This is a genomic window from Bradyrhizobium sp. 1200_D9_N1_1, assembly GCF_052075915.1.
GTDB classification, from domain to species: Bacteria; Pseudomonadota; Alphaproteobacteria; order Rhizobiales; family Xanthobacteraceae; genus Bradyrhizobium; species Bradyrhizobium diazoefficiens.
In genome coordinates this window covers 2,756,343-2,773,020 of sequence record NZ_CP197226.1, presented here as the reverse complement: position 1 = coordinate 2,773,020, position 16,678 = coordinate 2,756,343, and the positions used below count along the sequence as shown (strand labels likewise).

Annotated in this window: 16 protein-coding genes; 7 read left to right on the top strand and 9 right to left on the bottom strand. The window is 65.1% G+C overall.

Going from position 1 to position 16,678, the window contains the following annotated elements; translation table 11 throughout:
• The first annotated feature begins 12 nt into the window (after window positions 1–12).
• From fumC to feoB, 5 genes are all read left to right on the top strand, one after another.
• The gene (gene fumC, locus AB5K84_RS13350) at window positions 13–1,446 is read left to right on the top strand and encodes a class II fumarate hydratase (protein ID WP_182869901.1); all 1,434 of its coding nucleotides are present in this window, start codon (window positions 13–15) and stop codon (window positions 1,444–1,446) included.
• 276 nt (window positions 1,447–1,722) lie between these two features.
• Window positions 1,723–1,911, top strand: a complete 189-nt coding sequence (locus AB5K84_RS13345; RefSeq protein ID WP_011089260.1) for a DUF4169 family protein — start codon at window positions 1,723–1,725, stop codon at window positions 1,909–1,911.
• On the top strand, window positions 1,908–2,159 hold the full coding sequence (locus AB5K84_RS13340) for a ribbon-helix-helix domain-containing protein (RefSeq protein ID WP_011089261.1): 252 nt from the start codon (window positions 1,908–1,910) through the stop codon (window positions 2,157–2,159). Before AB5K84_RS13345 ends, AB5K84_RS13340 begins: the two co-directional genes overlap by 4 nt.
• 116 nt (window positions 2,160–2,275) lie before the next feature.
• On the top strand, window positions 2,276–2,551 hold the full coding sequence (locus tag AB5K84_RS13335) for a FeoA family protein (protein ID WP_011089262.1): 276 nt from the start codon (window positions 2,276–2,278) through the stop codon (window positions 2,549–2,551).
• Window positions 2,552–2,600: 49 nt separating this feature from the next.
• Window positions 2,601–4,472 (top strand): ferrous iron transporter B, encoded by a 1,872-nt coding sequence (gene feoB / locus AB5K84_RS13330; RefSeq protein WP_441232485.1) that lies wholly within the window; start codon window positions 2,601–2,603, stop codon window positions 4,470–4,472.
• A 311-nt stretch (window positions 4,473–4,783) separates the two neighbouring features.
• On the opposite strand, the gene AB5K84_RS13325 is transcribed toward feoB, so the two are convergent.
• Window positions 4,784–5,539 carry an outer membrane protein gene (locus AB5K84_RS13325; RefSeq protein WP_060908565.1) on the bottom strand — a complete coding sequence of 252 codons (756 nt, stop codon included), beginning with the start codon at window positions 5,537–5,539 and terminating at the stop codon, window positions 4,784–4,786.
• 177 nt (window positions 5,540–5,716) lie between these two features.
• Window positions 5,717–5,980 (bottom strand): hypothetical protein, encoded by a 264-nt coding sequence (locus AB5K84_RS13320; RefSeq protein WP_038966475.1) that lies wholly within the window; start codon window positions 5,978–5,980, stop codon window positions 5,717–5,719.
• A gap of 175 nt (window positions 5,981–6,155) precedes the next feature.
• Between AB5K84_RS13320 and AB5K84_RS13315 the strand changes: the two genes are divergently transcribed.
• Entirely contained in the window at window positions 6,156–6,653 is a 498-nt protein-coding gene (locus AB5K84_RS13315) for a GNAT family N-acetyltransferase (protein WP_060908566.1), read from the top strand.
• A gap of 15 nt (window positions 6,654–6,668) precedes the next feature.
• On the opposite strand, the gene AB5K84_RS13310 is transcribed toward AB5K84_RS13315, so the two are convergent.
• From AB5K84_RS13310 to AB5K84_RS13300, 3 genes are all read right to left on the bottom strand, one after another.
• The gene (locus tag AB5K84_RS13310) at window positions 6,669–7,154 is read right to left on the bottom strand and encodes a YkgB family protein (RefSeq protein WP_011089267.1); all 486 of its coding nucleotides are present in this window, start codon (window positions 7,152–7,154) and stop codon (window positions 6,669–6,671) included.
• A 220-nt stretch (window positions 7,155–7,374) separates the two neighbouring features.
• Complete coding sequence (locus tag AB5K84_RS13305) at window positions 7,375–7,752, bottom strand: RidA family protein (protein WP_028176183.1); 378 nt, start codon at window positions 7,750–7,752, stop codon at window positions 7,375–7,377.
• A gap of 56 nt (window positions 7,753–7,808) precedes the next feature.
• Window positions 7,809–8,408, bottom strand: coding sequence for a TetR/AcrR family transcriptional regulator (locus AB5K84_RS13300; RefSeq protein WP_404521383.1), 600 nt, complete (start codon window positions 8,406–8,408; stop codon window positions 7,809–7,811).
• A gap of 99 nt (window positions 8,409–8,507) precedes the next feature.
• Here AB5K84_RS13300 and AB5K84_RS13295 point away from each other — a divergent pair, with 99 nt between their 5' ends.
• On the top strand, window positions 8,508–9,245 hold the full coding sequence (locus AB5K84_RS13295; protein WP_441232484.1) for a 3-oxoacyl-ACP reductase family protein: 738 nt from the start codon (window positions 8,508–8,510) through the stop codon (window positions 9,243–9,245).
• A 630-nt stretch (window positions 9,246–9,875) separates the two neighbouring features.
• Here the strand turns inward: AB5K84_RS13295 and AB5K84_RS13290 are convergent.
• From AB5K84_RS13290 to AB5K84_RS13275, 4 genes are all read right to left on the bottom strand, one after another.
• Window positions 9,876–10,118 (bottom strand): hypothetical protein, encoded by a 243-nt coding sequence (locus tag AB5K84_RS13290; protein ID WP_441232483.1) that lies wholly within the window; start codon window positions 10,116–10,118, stop codon window positions 9,876–9,878.
• A 62-nt stretch (window positions 10,119–10,180) separates the two neighbouring features.
• Window positions 10,181–11,299 (bottom strand): DUF2336 domain-containing protein, encoded by a 1,119-nt coding sequence (locus AB5K84_RS13285; protein WP_028176188.1) that lies wholly within the window; start codon window positions 11,297–11,299, stop codon window positions 10,181–10,183.
• Window positions 11,300–11,652: 353 nt separating this feature from the next.
• Complete coding sequence (locus AB5K84_RS13280; protein WP_441232482.1) at window positions 11,653–15,273, bottom strand: AsmA family protein; 3,621 nt, start codon at window positions 15,271–15,273, stop codon at window positions 11,653–11,655.
• 142 nt (window positions 15,274–15,415) lie between these two features.
• Window positions 15,416–16,648: a cytochrome P450 gene (locus AB5K84_RS13275; protein ID WP_182872364.1), complete on the bottom strand. Its 1,233-nt coding sequence runs from the start codon at window positions 16,646–16,648 to the stop codon at window positions 15,416–15,418.
• Window positions 16,649–16,678 lie beyond the last annotated feature (30 nt).

Genomic DNA, 16,678 nt, shown 5'->3' with positions numbered 1-16,678 from the left:
TCGCGCGGCGGAATGGATGTGCTCATGGCCAAATCTGCACGCACGAAGACCGCTCGCCCCGCGACCCGCACCGAGACCGACAGCTTCGGTCCCATCGAGGTCCCCTCCGATCGCTATTGGGGCGCGCAGACCGAACGTTCGCGGCAGAATTTCCGCATCGGCACGGATCGCATGCCGATCTCGCTCGTGCATGCGCTCGGCATCGTCAAGCTCGCCGCGGCGCAGTCCAACCGCGAGCTCGGCCTGCTCGACCAGCGCCGCGCCAGTGCCATCATCCGCGCCGCGCGCGAGGTGATCGACGGCAGCCTCGACGATCATTTCCCGCTCGTCGTGTGGCAGACCGGCTCGGGCACGCAGACCAACATGAACCTCAACGAGGTGATCGCCAACCGCGCCAATGAGCTGCTCGGCGGCGAGCTCGGCGCCAAGAAGCCGGTGCATCCGAACGATCACGTCAACATGAGCCAGTCGTCGAACGACTCTTTTCCCACCGCAATGCATATCGCGGCGGCGAGCCGCATCACCGCCGATCTCGTTCCTGCCCTTGGCGAACTGCTCCGTGCGCTGCGCAAGAAGGAGAAGGAGTTCGCCAAGATCGTCAAGATCGGCCGCACCCACACCCAGGACGCGACGCCGCTGACGCTCGGCCAGGAATTCTCCGGCTATGCCGCGCAGGTCGAAAGCGGGATCGCGCGACTGAAGGTCGCGGTGAAGGAGCTCTATCCGCTGGCACAGGGCGGCACCGCCGTCGGCACCGGCCTCAACGCGAAGCCGCGCTTTGCAAGACTGTTCGCAAAGCACGTTGCCGGAATCACCAAACTGCCCTTCACCAGCGCCGCCAACAAATTCGAGGCGCTGGCCTCGAACGATGCCTATGTGCTGGCGCACGGCGCCATCAATTCGGTCGCGACAGGCCTGTTCAAGATCGCCAACGACATCCGCCTGCTCGGATCGGGTCCGCGCTCAGGGCTCGGCGAACTGATCCTGCCGGAGAACGAACCGGGCTCGTCGATCATGCCGGGCAAGGTCAATCCGACGCAGTGCGAGGCGATGACCATGGTGTGCTGCCAGGTGTTCGGCAATCACACCGCGATCACGGTCGCCGGCAGCCAGGGCCATTTCGAGCTCAACGTCTACAAGCCCGTGCTAGCCTACAACATGCTGCACTCGATCCGGCTGATGGCCGATGCCGCGCGCTCCTTCACCGAACATTGCGTCAGCGGCATCCGCGCCGACGAAAAGCGCATAAGTGAGCTGATGCAGCGCTCGCTGATGCTGGTGACCGCGCTCGCGCCGAAGATCGGCTACGACAACGCCGCCAAGGTGGCCAAGACGGCGCATGCCAACGGCACCACGCTGAAGGAGGAGGCGCTGCGGCTCGGCTTCGTCACAGCGGACGAGTTCGACCGTTTGGTGCAGCCGGAGAAGATGACGAAACCGGGGTAATTCCTAATTCCGATAGTCATCCGTAATGATACGGAGCCAAAAAGCTCATAATTGTAAGGCTTAAAGGACAGGATTTGATTACCGTCAATGTTCCGGAAAGACGGCGTGCTACGCAGCTATTCTGCCCTTGGCGGGGCGAAATTCATCGTTTGATGGCCCAAGGGGCCGATTGACGAGGACGAGCAAATGACAATCAAGTCTTGTGGGGCGCGACGCGGCCCCCTGTTTCTGAATGTTTCATCCTGCCTGAAGAGGATCGGATGATGGAGACGCGGCATGGGGAACGTCATCAACCTGAATCGTTTCCGGAAGCGCGCCGAGCGGGAAGCCTCGGCGAAGCAGGCGGACGCCAATCGAGCGAAGTTCGGCCGCACGAAGGCGGAGCGGTCGGCGGAGGAGACGCGCGCGGACAGGGCGAAGGAGCACCTGGACAAGCATCAGATCGATCGCGAGGAGCAGCCATGAAGTCGCCCGTCGTGAAACGATCGATCGTCGTCGCCGGTCACAAGACCAGCGTCAGCCTGGAAGAGGCGTTCTGGAACGGCATGAAGGAGATTTCGGGCCTGCGCAACATGACGCTGTCCGAGCTCGTCGGCGAGATCGACGGCAACCGCCAGCAGGGCAATCTGTCCTCGGCGATCCGCCTGTTCGTGCTGGACTACTTCAAGAGCCGCGCCATGGCCGTCCAGCCGGACAAGGTCCCGGCCCAATAGCCGGCAAGGCGTCTTTTCGGCGCGTCCGGGCGTTCGCACTTTAAAATCACTCTAAGGTGCAGCTTCCGGCGAGCAAGCGTGCTTGACCTCAATGCCCTGCGTTGAAAATACAGGGCATGACCGACACCAATGATACGCGCCCTCACATGCCGCTGGGTCTGGCCCTGCGCGGCTACACCGGCGTCATCCAGCACCTGTCCGCCAGGGACACCGGTTCGGCGCTCTCGGACATCGAGCTCGAGAGCCGGCTAATCGAACTCGGCTTCGTCGAGGGGGCCCGGGTCGAGGTCCTGCATGAGGGGCTGGTCGGGCGCGATCCCATCGCCGTGCGGGTCGACAGCATCACGATCGCGGTCCGTCGGCGCGAAGCCATGGCCATCATCGTCGCCTGAGGCGGCCGCCCCCTGACCTCAGGCCTTTGATCCCAGATCGTTGAAAATCATGGAAGCACCCCTCCTGCATCTCGCCCTGGTCGGCACGCCAAACAGCGGCAAGACCTCGCTGTTCAATGCCCTGACCGGCAGCCGGCAGAAGGTCGCGAACTATCCGGGCGTCACCGTCGAGCGCAAGGAAGGCTTCTTCGTCACGCCCCAGGGACGCCAGGTCTCGGTGGTCGACCTGCCCGGCACCTATTCGCTGCGCGGCCGCAGCCCGGACGAGGAGATCACCCGCGACTTCGTGCTCGGCAAGGCCTCCGGCGAGACCGTGCCCGACCTCGTGCTGTGCGTGGCCGATTCCACCAATCTGCGCTTGACCATCCGCCTGCTGCTGGAGCTCAAGCGCACCGGCCGGCCGATGATCCTCGTGCTCAACATGTTCGACATCGCCGCGCGCCGCGGCATCACGGTCGACGTCGAGCGGCTCGCCAAGGAGCTCGGCGTGCCCGTGGTCACCTCGATCGCGGTGCGCAAGGGCGGCACGGCCGATCTGTTGACGCTGACCGACGAGATCTCGGCCACGCTCGCCACCGAGCCTGCGGAGAACACCTGGCGCGCGCTCAGCGTCGGCGAATTGCGCTCCACCCAGCGCGAGGCCGACCGCATCATCGCCGACTGCGTCAGCTTGCCGAGCCGGCCTGACACCTGGACCGCGCGGATCGACGCGGTGGTGCTGCATCCCGTCGGCGGCCTCATCGTGCTGGCGCTGATCCTGTTCGTGATGTTCCAGGCGGTGTTCGCCTGGGCGCAGCCGCTGATGGAGCTGCTCAATTCCGGCTTCGACGCGCTCGGCGAGTTCGTGCACACCACCCTGCCCGCCGGCCTGCTCCAGAGCTTCCTCCAGAACGGCGTGATCTCGGGCGTCGGCAGCGTGATCGTGTTCCTGCCGCAGATCATCATCATCTTCCTGTTCATCCTGCTGCTGGAAGATTTCGGCTACATGGCGCGCGCCGCGTTCCTGATGGACCGCATCATGGGCGGCGCCGGCCTGCACGGCCGCGCCTTCATCCCGCTGCTGTCGAGCTTTGCCTGCGCCATTCCCGGCATCATGGCGACGCGCGTGATCGACAACAAGCGCGACCGGCTGACGACGATCCTGATCGCGCCGCTGATGACCTGCTCGGCGCGCATCCCGGTCTACACGCTGATCATCTCGGCCTTCATTCCGGCGAAGGACGTCTGGGGCTTCATCAACCTCCAGGGCCTCGTGATGTTCGGCCTTTACGCCGCCGGCATCATCAGCGCGCTTGCCGTCTCGTTCCTGATCAAGTTCTTCATGCTGCGCGACTACGCGCCGGCCCCGTTCATGCTGGAGCTGCCGGACTACAAGATGCCGCGGCTGAAATCGATCGCGATCGGCGTCTACACGCGGGCCAAGATGTTCCTCCACCGCGCTGGCACCACGATCTTCTCGATGATGGTGCTGATCTGGTTCCTGGCCTCGTTCCCGCAGCCGCCGGCGGGCGCGACCGAGCCCGGCATCGACTTCAGCCTCGCCGCCATCATCGGCAAGGCGCTCGAGCCGCTGCTCGCCCCCGTCGGCTTCAACTGGCAGATCGCGGTCGCCCTGATCCCGGGCATGGCGGCGCGCGAGGTCGCGGTCGCAGCGCTCGGCACGGTCTATGCGATCGAAGGCGGCAAGGAAGCGGCCGAGCAGATCGGCCAGGTGCTGGCGACGAAATGGTCGCTCGCCACCGCGCTGTCGATGCTGGCCTGGTACATCTTCGCCCCGCAATGCGCCTCGACGCTGGCCGTGATCCGGCGCGAGACCGGAAGCTGGCGATGGATGGCGGTGACCTTCAGCTACATGCTGGTGCTGGCCTATGCCGCGAGCCTCGTGACGTACAACGTCGCGGTGGCGTTGGGGGCGGGATAGAGTCCCCTCTCGAAACTAAAAACTGCGAAAACAACCCCATGCACAGTAGACGGGGTCGTGAAATCAATGGATTACGAATTATCCGAATTCGCTTGACCCGTCGGGCAAGACACCGGCATGATGGCATCATCGGGAAGCGTCCGCCAACGATTGATCGCGGCCCGCATCCTCGACAAGTCCGCACAATTCACTCGCGCCTGGCCTTGCGACATCGCAGGAATTGATGCCGGACCTCCATCGTTTTCTTCGGCTTCCCATGAAAAGGCCCCGGTCGATGCCGGGGCCTGAGTTCACCGGGCAGACACACACACTCAATAGCGAGCAGCGACCGGAGCACCGAAACCACCGAAGCGGTAGTTCAACCGAAGCGTAACCATGTCCACATCCTGGCTGATCCCGCTGCCGGTGAGCGCCAACCCGCCGGGCGTGACCACGCCTGCGAAGCCGAAATTGTCGCGTCCCATCCAGAGATGGTCGTACTCGATACCGGCCGACCAGTTCGGCGCAAAACCATATTCCCAGCCGACACCCAGGGCGCCGCCCCAGCGCGTGTGACCTGCCGAAGCCAGTCCGACGCCGGTGACGTTGTTGAATATATCGAATCGATTGCGGGTCACGGCAGCGCCGCCCTTCACGTAGAACAGCGAAGCGTTCCATGCCCAACCGAGCTGGGCTGTGAACAGCCCAATGGCGTCGGTCTTGCCTGTGGTCGAGATCAACGGATCGATCAGGCTGACGCGCGTGTTCTTGATCTCGGCCCAATCGCCCTGAGCTTCCAGACCAAGCACAAACTGATTGGTTTGCCAGCGGTACCCGATCTGTCCACCCGCAAGACCACCGGAGCGATCGGCGCAGCCACCTGCTACCGTCCCAGCGGGCGTTACGAAGTCGACGCAACCATGGCTTTGCCCCCAGCCACCGTTGGCCCCGATGTAGAATCCGCTCCAGTTGTAGACCGCCACCACTGGTGCCGGCGGCGGCGCCTTGACGGCCATGTCGGCCGCCATGGCCGGAGCCGCCATACTCAGTGCCACGAAGCCGATCGCAGCAGTCGAAAACTTCCTCATGGTCTCGTCCCCTTTTTTGCTCTTTCGTTCAAATTCGCTGTCTCGTCCAGAAATGAGCACCCATGCTGACCAGGTGCATAAGGTTCGCGAATGTGAGGAACTTTACGCGGGCAGGAGTCCTGAAGCCCGTATCAAAATGGCAACACCCAAGCGCCATCTCTATGCACCGTAGCGTGCTTAATCGATGCCCGACGCTTCTGACGGTAGAGAGCCGCCGTCATCGTTGAGCCACGCATGGATATCTGGCGCCGGAATGAGCCGCCTCGGAACGTGAGGATTGATCGTACCTGCAAAAACAGAAAGGCCTTCATCGAGCTTTGCGCGCGCGAACAACTTGGCTTCGTCCTCGGTCGCGAACGTCCGCGTCTCGCGCGGACTGCGCTGCCTCGGCAAAACGCCACGTTGTCGAATTTCAAAGCTGACGTACCAAGTCGGGATCATCGCACCTGTCAACCTGTGAGCCTCGAAGTCGGGTTGTGGCGCGATCGTCATCCGCGTATTTGATGCAGATCAAACCCCGCGCGTCACACCGGCGATCGGGAGGTTGAGTAAGACGTCGGCAGGACGGCATCGTCGGCGCAACAATCGATGCTCACTTCGAACGCCGCTAACCTCATTGGATCACTTCCGCACCAACAGACTGACCGCCGAGAAACTGCGCGACGATGATCTCGCCGACCTCGTCACACTCCATCTCGATCCCGACGTGTCCCGCTATCTCGGCGGTGTCCGTTCGGCGGAGGCGACGAAGACTTATCTCGCCGTCAACATGGCCCATTGGGACCGGCACGGTTTCGGGCTCTGGGTGCTGCGAACGAGAGACGGAGCATTCGCCGGACGGGCGGGGATCAGGCACATCCTCGTTGATGGTATCGACGAGATCGAGATTGCCTATACGTTCAAACGCGACCTCTGGGGCCAAGGATTTGCGAGCGAGACCGCCGCGGCGCTGACGCATATCGGGCTGTCGCAACTCGCGCTGCCGTCGCTCATCGGCCTGGTCTTCGTCGAACATGGTGCGTCGCGCCGCGTGCTGGAGAACTCCAATTACATTCTGGAGAAGAGCACGACGCATCACGGCGAGGACGTCGTGATCTACCGGATCCGGCGGTGAGCGACGCCCCAACGCTCAGCCGGTGCGCAGCCGAATGGCCGATCGCGGCAATGAGGCCAGAAACAGAACGGCGCAGACGCACAGCAAGACGATGTCCTTGAACAGGAACTCGCCGGTCAGATTCCACGCCATGGGATCGGATGACAGGCTCCATGTGACGACGCCCGGCGTCGTGAAGAAGAACGACCATGTGATCGCGAAGGTCACCACGCCCATGAATGAGCCGACGGCGGACAAGACCGGGCTGAAGCTACCTGCCGCCAGCAGCGCCGCAATCGCGAATTCGGCAACACCGAGAACATAGGCCTCTCCCCTCAGGCCGAAGATCGACAGCCAGGAGATGAACGGACTGTTGGTGATGAACTGCGCGATGCCCTGCGCGGATTGCAGTGTGAATTTCTGCATTCCGAAGGACACGAATATGACCACCATGACCCAGCGGAGAATGGCGAGCGGACGATACGAACCTCCACCATTCTCGGCAACGTTGAATTCCATCATGTGACGATCTCTCCCCGGAATGCGCGTCCATCAGCGTGCGAAGAAAATACGTTCGCTGAAAGCTGTACGAAGAGATCCTTCCGCCGTTACCTGCATCCGGAGTTCCACTGATCACAGGTGCGTGCAACGGCGTGTGTCGGCGCCATGATCGAAGGCAATTCCGAGAAGCTACCAGCAGCGCTCCGCGACGGATCGCAGCGCCCAAGCGGCGCGAGGCCCGTCAGGCCGAGATGATTGCCACCACTTCAATCTCGACGCGGGCCGATGTCGGCGTCAGGGCGCTGACCTGGACGAGCGTGCTGGCCGGGCGCACCGCATCGAAGGCTTCAGAGTGGGCGCGCGCCACATGCTCGGTGTCCGCCATATCGATCACGTACACCACGGTACGGACGACATGCCGCATATCGGCGCCAGCCTCGGCCAATGCGTCGGCGATCAATGCGAGTATCGCCCTGGCTTGCAGGTAGGCGTCGCCGTCGAGGTGCGGCGGGCGAGCCGTCGTGCCGGAGACAAAGACCTGGTTTCCGACGCGCACGGCGCGGGAGTAGCCATAAGCGTCTTCGAACGCATACCCCGATGAGATGTTTTGCCTCGTCAACGACGCGCTCCTGTGGGTTTCGGGCTGCACCCTTCTCGGCCAGCATTGAATTGTAGCTACTTGTAGCCCTCGCCCGGCCACGCAACCATCGCCGCCTTGGCTGCGCCTCTCAGCTCCGCCGGCGTGGCGCCGTCCTTGGCCTGGATGGCCATGCCCTGGAAGACGCTGAGATAGAACCGGCTCAACGCCTCTATGTCGGTTGCGGCAGGTAGCTCGCCATTGGCGAGGCCAGCCTCCAGCCGCGCGCGCAAATTGCCGAGCATGTCGAGCCGGACTTTTCTGATCGCGCGGGCGATCGAGGCCGGCCATTCGTCGCTGACGGCGCCCAGCACGGCCATGCAGCCGGCCGGTGCCGAGCGGGATTTCGGCAGGATCTCGGCCGCCCCGATCAGCAGGTTCTCGACGCCGGCCCGCGCGGTCGCGCCTTCGCCAAGCCGGTCCCAGACCGGAGGCCCATAGGTCAGGACGTAATGCTCGATCGCCGCAAGATAGAGCGCCTCCTTGCTCTCGAAGGCCGCATAGAGGCTCGGCGAGCGGACGCCCATGGCTTCGCAGAGGTCGTGCATCGAGGCGGCCTCGAACCCCTTGCGCCAGAACAGCAACATGGCGGCTTCGAGTGCCGCCTCGCGGTCAAATTCTCGTGGTCGTCCCGCCATCGCAGCTCTTTCTGTAATGATCAACACATAATTGGCTTGACGCGGCCGATCAAGCCTCCACATATTCTGTGTCGATCGTTACATAATTGGAGAAGACAGATGACGCTGGCAGGAAAACGGGCCCTGGTGACGGGCGCAAGCAGGGGTATTGGTGCGGCCATTGCGAAAGCGCTCGCCGCGGAAGGCGCCGACGTCGCAATCACCTATGAGAAGTCCGCAGACAGCGCCGCCAAGGTGGTTGACGCCATCAAGGCCGGCGGACGCAAAGCCGTGGCGATCCAGGCCGACAGCGCGGATGTCGCCGCCGTCCAGGCCTCGGTCGAAAAGACCGTCGCTGCGCTGGGCGGACTCGATATTCTGGTCAACAACGCCGGAATTCTTCGCCTGGGCGGCCTCAACGACATTTCGCTTGGGGATGTCGATGCGCTGCTGAACGTCAACGTCCGTTCGCCGATCGTCGCGAGCAAAGCCGCGCTGCGCCACCTTGGCAAGGGCGGCCGCATCATCACCATCGGCAGCTATTTCGCCGACCGCGTGCCTTCGCCGGTGCTCGGCATCTACGCGGCGTCGAAGTCGGCGCTATCAGCGTTCACGAAAGCGCTGGCGCGGGAAGTCGGCCCCAGGGACGTCACGGTCAACCTGGTGGCACCGGGCTCGATCGACACCGACATGAATCCAGCGCACGGCCCGACCGCGGAGACGCTGAAACAGTTCATGGCGCTCGGCCGCTACGGCGCCACGGATGACATCGCGAGCGCCGTGGCGTTCCTGGCGAGCCCGAAGGCCAGGTACATCACCGGCACGACATTGACGGTCGACGGCGGCGCCAACGCTTGAGCGTTCCACCCGGTTGCAGGAGGCCGCCACCGAGGCGGCCTCCTGCTCGCGGTCGACGTCAAATCATTCGGTGTAGCTTTACTTCGTGTAGCCCTATTTCGTGTAACCTTGGCTCGTACACCACCACATGGCGTCAGCCGAGCTCGAACCGTGCTCGATGACGTATTTTCGGCACGCTTCGTAATTGACGGCATAACGCTTGGCGCACGGGACGGACGAAATGGTGCCGCTACTGAAAGAGCATTTGTACTGAGCGTTGGCTGTCGGCATCGAAAGGGTTGTGACAGCGAGCCCGACCACGAGGAAAGCGAAGGTCTTCATGGCTATCTCTCCCGAATCCAGGGACAGCGAGCGCTATCCCAGGTGGTATGATAGCATGCTCTCCACCGCGCCTGTTCGGCGAGTGCCCGTTCGGGATCGTGGAGCTGCGTTGCGGAAATGACGGTGAAACCGATCACCACCGCCGCGCTCGAGTGCATAGCCCGGATGGAGCGCAGCGTAATCCGGGGGCTTCTTGCACAGCTTGCAGGGTGGGCAAAGCGCAGTATGCCCACGCACTTTTTACGACCATGAAGAGATGGTGGGCACGGCGCAAGTGCGCCTTTGCCCACCCTCGAGACCTGTTGTATCTTACCTGAAATACCCAAGCACGAGATCGATATCCGAGCTGCCGGCGACCGTGCCGTTCAGCTCGGCGTCGATGACGCGGCGGCAGGCTTCGATCGCGGCGTGATCGCCGAGATCGTTGGCGGCTTCCAGCACGAGCCAGGCGGCGTCGACCGAGGCCTTGTCCGGAGCTCCGCCGCCGGCATCGGCGCCGAAGGCATTGTTGAGGTTCTTCTTGCGGACGGCGGTGCCGAATTGAGGCAACATTTGCAAATACTCCCCTGCCAATTCCCGGGTGATGCTCAGTGGACCTTGCCTAGTGGACTTGCTCAGTGGACCTGGAGTTCGGGCTGACGACCCGCATCGGCACCCGCGCCGGTCTTGCGCGACTGGTAGAACTTCAGGATGCTGCGCGAGGTCTCGATCTTGAGCCGGCTGAACTCGCGCTCGTTGTCCTGGAGCTCGCGCGCGGTGATCAGATGATCCTTGGCGCCGAGGAACAGCAGCGACATCGTCGTGTCCCAGGAGAAGTTGAGCGCCTTGCACAGCACCAGGATCATCTCGCGGTTGCGGTCCATCAGCGCGCGCTCGATCACGTCGACCGGCAGCGCCGACAGCAGCGACAGGCCGATCTGCACCTCGTCGAAGCGGTGCTGGCGCGCATAGTTCGAGATCGAGTCCTGGTTGAGGTTGCCCTGGCGGTACTGCGTCGTCACCACGCGCTTGGCGACGAAGTAGCTGCGCGAGGACGGGCCGAACTTGGATTGCAGATCGCCGGTGACCTCTGTCACCGAGCTCTGGATCTGCGCCATCATCTCAGGGCGCTCGCTCTCGAGCCGGCGGCGGACGTCTTCCGACGCTTTCGAGATGAGCTGCTGGAAGATGTGGCGCGGCACGTCCTTGCGCAGGCCAAGCTGCTCGGCAAGAATCGAATCGCCCTCGGCGCGGCGGACCATGTGCAGCAGGCCCGAGCCGGAGAAGCGCGCGCCCTCGTTCCTGGCGACCGACGTCACGACCTCCTGGTCGCCGCGCTTGACCAGCACGTCGGTCACGGCCTCGCCGATGGATTTACGCTGGGCAATCGCGAGCAGATGCGACTGGCTCTTGGTCAGGGCGCTCTCGACCAGCATCTTCTCGTCGAGACGGGTGGAGTCGCGCAGCACGGGACCGGCGACCGCGATCTCGTCGTCGAGAGCGAGCTTTTCGATGACATTGAGCGGAGCGTGATCGCAGGCCGCCATCAATTCGGAGAGCTGCGTCCGCGCGGCAACCTCGATCTCGTCGGCAAGCCGGCCGATGACCTCGCCGAACATGCTGATCTCGTCGTCGCTGTAGCGGCCGGTGATCAGGATGTCGGTCGCATGCCACAGCGCGCGTGCCCGGCTTTCGTCGGTGCCGCGCGCGATCGCGTCGTCCAGATCCTGTAGAAGCGTTTTCGCCCCGTTCATGTCGATCACCCCAGTTCTTGGTCGTTCTTTGGCGAGCCATCCCGCCTGTGCTGGCGCGACGCCGAATTCCTCTGACACCCGACACTAGGGAACAAACGCGAGAATCCGGTAAAGTCGGCAGATCAGTTTTGCCGACGAGAATTCATTCAAATGCGATGGAATGGGTTTACCGGCGGGCAAGGGAGAAGGTGCGCTCCCTCTCCCGCTTGCGGGAGAGGGCTGGGGAGAGGGTGTCTCCGCAGAGCGACTCCCTTAATGGAAAGAACCCTCACCCGGCGCTTCGCGCCGACCTATCCCGCAAGCGGGAGAGGTTAAGAGGGCCCGCGGCCCGATCTCTCCAAACAAACTCGCGCTTACGGGTTCGACGGCGTCAGCACCAGCGGCGGCTTCGGCTTGGGCTTTGCGGGCGCGGGGCCCGGCGCCGGTCTCACCTCGATCGGCGGCGGCAATGGCGCGACCTGCTGACTTGCGAGCGGCGGGCTTGGAGCTGCGGGCGCGGCCAGCGGCGCTTTCGGCGTCGGCGCGGCTTTCGGCCTTGGCGGCGCGCGGCGTGGATCCTGGCCCGGCAGCGGCACGTTGGCCGGCACCTGCTCGGGCGCCGCATCCGGAGACACCAACGTCGGTAGCGCCGCGGTCGCCGGCGGCGGCTCGCCGCGCTCGATGGCATCGAGCCGGCGCGTCTCGCGATCGATCGTACGCACCGCGAGCCACGAAGACAGCGGCGCAAGATCGACGGTGCGGTTGAGCTTGTCGGGGGGGCCCGCCGCGAACAACTGGATCTCCGGCGGGGCGCCGGAGAGCCCGGTCATGATCGGCGTCAGGCTGGCGCGGATGTCGGCCTGGTCGGCGGGAATGTCGTAACCGCCGGAGACGATGGCGCGGGCGTTCTTCGCTTCCAGCGGCGTGGCACCAACGCGCAGCCGTCCGTCGCGGATCGTGAACGGGATCTGCGCCGAGGCGACCGCAATGGGACCCGCCGCCAGCGCGGGTTCGACCAGCTGCCGCAGCCTGTTGTCGTCGGCGACCTGACCGCCGTCGCTGGCGCGGATGGCGATCTCGAACGCACGCGGGTTGAGGCCGCTGATTTCCGCAGAGTCCAGCGTCACCGTGCCGTTGCCGGCGAGCGCGCCGGTCAACGCCGCGACGCTGCGGCCCTGGCTGGTCAGTGCCATCTGCACCGAGGCGCGTCCCTTGGGCAAAGCAAGATCGCGGTAGCGCAGCGTGGTCGCATCGACATTGCTGAGCTCGATACGTGCGTTCAGCGCAACGCCACTCGCGCCGTTGCGCGCGTCAAAACTCGCCGACAGCTCGCCGCCGCCGACGCCGCCCTTGAGCGCATCGAGCGCGAGCGACTGGCCGTCGCTCCGGATCGTCCCGCCGATGGGACGCAGCTCGACGCCGCCTGGCAACGTGCCGCGCAACGCCTGGAAGGCGATGCGGCCGCGCCAGCCACCGAGGAGCCCCGCGCTCAGCGGCTCGCCGGCATCGCGTCCGGCCGCACCGACGGCAAGCGCGAGCGCCGGCGCAAGATCGAGCGTGTCGAGGCCTACCTCGCCGTCGATGCTCTTCTCCTGGTCGAGCGTGACCGCCAGACGACCGCGCAGATGCGAGCCGGCCGCGCTGCCGTCGAGATCGTCGAAGGTCAGGCGATTGCCGGACAGAGAGAGCCGGGAGGACAGGCTGACGGTCTGCGCCGATTTGCCGGCCGGGCCGGTTCCGAACAGCGGCGCGAGGTTGACATTGCGCACGCGCAGATTCACGGACGCCTTCGGCTCCAGCGCGGACAATTCGACGCTGCCTTGCGCGTCTGCGTCCAGCCCGCCGCCGCTCAGTTTTGCGTTCAATTGCAGCGGACGGCGCCAGGCACCGCTCAACCGGCCTTCGAACTGCGAAGCGCCCTCGCCCGCGGCCACCACGCGATCGAGGCCGAGCAAGGCCAGCAATGCGCCGGCCTGCGGGGTCGAGACTTTCGAGTCCAGCGTGAAGTCGCTGTTGCGCAGGCGGTCGATGTCGATGCCGTTGACGGCCGCTACCGGCGTCTGTGCGGCCAGCGTCGCGGTGGCCTTGAGCTGCGGCGCGTCGAGATCGAACACGGCGCGGGCGTCGCTGCGATCGGCATGCTCGGCGTTCCTGTCGAGGCTGAGGTCGAGCTTCAGGCGGGTCGCACCGGGCAGCGGCGCGATCGCATCGAAGCGCGTACGCACCGAAGGCGCAAACGGCTCGATCAGCGCGGTAAGCTCGCGCAGCGAATTGGCTGAGGATTTCAGCGCGAGCTTGCCGGTGGCTTTGGTACGGTCGAAGCTGCCGCTCGCCTCGGTGGTCACCCCGCTGGTCTGGCCGAACCGCAACTGCTCCAGCGACAGCGACGCCGGTCCATAGCCGAGCTTCGCCGCGAACGGCCGCAGCTCCTGGCCGGCGGAGATCGCACGGCCGACATCGAGCGAGAGCCTTGCCTCCTCCGGCCATTCGCCTTGCGGCCCGCCGAGCGCGCGCACAAAGCTCGCAGCGGCGTCGAGATCGAGACGGTCGGCCTTGAGCTCGGCATCGATCCGCGAGCCCTTGCTCGCGCCGGTCTGGACGAAAGCAATTCGTCCCTCGATGGCGCCGCCTTCGATGTCGGCCTTCAGCTTGTCGATGGCGAGATGGTTGGCGGCGATCGTCACGTCGCCGGCAAGCCGCAGCGGCCGGGTGCTGCGGCGGTTGACCTCGCTGCGGCCTTGGAGCCAGGCCACCAGCGTATCGGGATCGGAGGATTCGACGCTGAGCCGGCCGCTGAAGCTGTCGGCGCCGGGCGCCGCGCCGTTGAGCGAGAGCTGCGTCATGCCGGGCGCGCGCAGCTCGAGCCGCTGGAAGGTCCAGGACCGGCCGTCGGTCTTGAGCTCGGCCGCGATGTTCTGGAGCGGCCGGCCACCGAGCATGATCTGGTCGGAGTTGAACTCGATCTGCGCCGGGATCGGCGCCTGCGGGATCGCGGCAAGGCCGGCGCGCAGTGCCGGCAGGATGCGCAGCGGCTCGGCGTCGTCCTTGCCGGCCAGCTTGTCGGCATCGATCTGGCGCGCCGACAGCACCGCGCGCAGCAGCGGCGAGGCGCCGAACCTGAGATCGCCGACGCCGCCGACTTTCAACGCATTGTCCTCGGCGCCAAAGCTTGCGTCGATCTGGTCGAACTTGGCGCCGGCGGGATCGGCCTTGAGTTTTGCGGTGAGTTTCCAGGGCGTCGGCCCGGCCTCGCCGGCCTTCTTCGCCGCCGGCACGGCCAGCGTCAGCGCGCCGTCGAATTTCGGCAGGCGGTTGTCGAAGGCGAGCACGCCTTCGAGATCGGCGAGGATGGCGCGCTCGCCGGGGTCGATGTTGAGGTGCAGACGCGTGGCGCTGCCGTCGGCGCTCGGGCCGGAGGAGATGCGGAACGGGTAGCGCGTGCCGCCCGCGGTGAAACGGCCGTCGCCGCGCACCGAGCCGGCCAGCGAGCGGACGTCGCCGGAGAAGGCGATGTCGCTCAGCTCCAGCGTCGAGCGGCTGGCGGCATCGTGCAGGGCGATGCGGCCGGTGAGATTGAGGCGCTCGATCGCTAGCGAAGCCAGATTGAAGGTGCCGCTCGCGGTGGACGGCAGATCGACCCGCCCGCGCGCGTCGAGGCCGAGATCGACCGCCATGCCATTGACAGTCAGCTCGGTGGCGCGCCATTCACCGCGCATCAGCGCGCTCAGGCTGAACTCGACGTCGAGCTTGTCGGCGCGCAGGCGGCCGAGATCGTTGTTGCCGCCGAAGGTGACCGAGCGCAGCCGCAACGTCGGCGCCGGCAGCAGCCGCGCGTCGAGCTCGCCCGCCACCCGCACCGGCACGCCGATGATCCGGCCCGCCTCCGCCTCGAACTGGGGCCTGAACTGGTTCCAGTCGATGAAGTAGGGCCCGATCAGCGCGGCCAGAAGCGCAATGATGAAGGCAATCGCCAATCCGAGCAGCGTCGTCTGCACGGGTCTCCCCTCGGCCAAACCGGCACCCGGGCCAAACCTTGCCCCATGGAAGGCTTCAGGCGCGCCGGAACAGCCCCTTATATAGGGGGAAGTGTGGCGAAGTCACAGCGACTGTTGCGCGCGGAGGTTAACGCGCGCCGCCTCACCAGCTCGCCGGCAAGCTCTTCAGGCCGCGCAGCACGAAGGTCGGCCGCCATTCCGGGTTCTCGACGTCGTCGATGCGCAGATCCGGCAGCCGGCGCAACAGCGTGGCGATGGCGATCTCGGCCTCGATCCGCGCCAATTGGGCCCCGAGGCAGAAATGGATGCCGCCGCCGAACGACAGCGGCTTGACGTTGGGACGGGTGACGTCGAGCCGGTCGGGGCGATCGGGATAGACCGCCGGATCGCGGTTGGCCGAGCCGAGCAGGCACAGCACGGTCTCGCCCTTGGGGATTTTCCTGCCGCCGAGATCGTCGATATCCTCGAGCGTGACGCGCCCGGTCATCTGCACCGAGGAATCGTAGCGCAGGAATTCCTCGATCGCATTGACCATCAGCTCCGGCCGGGCCTTGAGCAGCGCGAGCTGGTCCGGGTTGCGATGCAGCGCGAGCAGGCCGTTGCCGATCAGATTGACGGTGGTCTCGTGGCCGGCGCCGAACAACAGGATGATGTTGGCGGTCAGCTCCTCGTTGGTGAGCTTGTTGCCGTCTTCCTCGGCCTGCACCAGCTGGGTGGTGAGGTCGTCGGCGGGATTGCGGCGGCGCAGCTCGAACAGCTGCTGGAAATACATCTGCGCCATCATGTTGCCGGCGTTGCCCTTCGCGATCTCCTCCGGCGTGAGCGGCACGGGGTCGAGCAGTCGCCCGCCGTCGCGCGAGCTCTTGTAGAAGACCTCGCGATGGTCCTCGGGGATTCCCAGCATGTCGCAGATGATGGTGACGGGCAGGCGGAAGGCGAAATCCTCGATCAGGTCCATGTGGCCGCGGTCGATCACGGCGTCGATGGCCTGGTCGACGATCTCCTGGATCCGCGGCCGCATGTCCTCGACGCGCCGCGCGGTGAAGGCCTTCACCACGAGGCCGCGCAGGCGGGTGTGGTCGGGCGGATCGGCCTGCAGCATCCAGTGGCTCATGCTGCGGAACACCGGCTCGTCCATGATCTTTTCGCTGTAACGGCGCTTGGACCGCTCGACGAAATCCTTGCCGAAGCGCTTGTCGCGCATCACGAGGCTGACATCGGCGTGGCGACTGGCGACGAACTGGCCGAACGGCGTCACATGGATCGGATCGATCGCGCGCAGCCGGTCGTAATGCGGATAGGGGTTGCGGATGAAGTCCGGCGACAGCGGATTGAACAGCGGATCGCCGCCGGCAGGTTGCGCTTGCTCGTTCATGGTGACCTCAAATCGGTTGCCGCATGACAC

What these genes read in the sequence shown, in the direction of transcription:
- fumC (WP_182869901.1), top strand. Translation starts at nt 13, where the DNA reads ATGGATGTGCTCATGGCCAAATCTGCACGCACGAAGACCGCTCGCCCC.
- AB5K84_RS13300 (WP_404521383.1), bottom strand. Translation starts at nt 8,408, where the DNA reads ATGGCGGGACGACCACGAGAATTTGACCGCGAGGCGGCACTCGAAGCC.
- AB5K84_RS13285 (WP_028176188.1), bottom strand. Translation starts at nt 11,299, where the DNA reads ATGAACGGGGCGAAAACGCTTCTACAGGATCTGGACGACGCGATCGCG.
- AB5K84_RS13325 (WP_060908565.1), bottom strand. Translation starts at nt 5,539, where the DNA reads ATGAGGAAGTTTTCGACTGCTGCGATCGGCTTCGTGGCACTGAGTATG.
- AB5K84_RS13320 (WP_038966475.1), bottom strand. Translation starts at nt 5,980, where the DNA reads ATGATCCCGACTTGGTACGTCAGCTTTGAAATTCGACAACGTGGCGTT.
- feoB (WP_441232485.1), top strand. Translation starts at nt 2,601, where the DNA reads ATGGAAGCACCCCTCCTGCATCTCGCCCTGGTCGGCACGCCAAACAGC.
- AB5K84_RS13340 (WP_011089261.1), top strand. Translation starts at nt 1,908, where the DNA reads ATGAAGTCGCCCGTCGTGAAACGATCGATCGTCGTCGCCGGTCACAAG.
- AB5K84_RS13290 (WP_441232483.1), bottom strand. Translation starts at nt 10,118, where the DNA reads ATGTTGCCTCAATTCGGCACCGCCGTCCGCAAGAAGAACCTCAACAAT.
- AB5K84_RS13295 (WP_441232484.1), top strand. Translation starts at nt 8,508, where the DNA reads ATGACGCTGGCAGGAAAACGGGCCCTGGTGACGGGCGCAAGCAGGGGT.
- AB5K84_RS13345 (WP_011089260.1), top strand. Translation starts at nt 1,723, where the DNA reads ATGGGGAACGTCATCAACCTGAATCGTTTCCGGAAGCGCGCCGAGCGG.
- AB5K84_RS13310 (WP_011089267.1), bottom strand. Translation starts at nt 7,154, where the DNA reads ATGATGGAATTCAACGTTGCCGAGAATGGTGGAGGTTCGTATCGTCCG.
- AB5K84_RS13275 (WP_182872364.1), bottom strand. Translation starts at nt 16,648, where the DNA reads ATGAACGAGCAAGCGCAACCTGCCGGCGGCGATCCGCTGTTCAATCCG.
- AB5K84_RS13335 (WP_011089262.1), top strand. Translation starts at nt 2,276, where the DNA reads ATGACCGACACCAATGATACGCGCCCTCACATGCCGCTGGGTCTGGCC.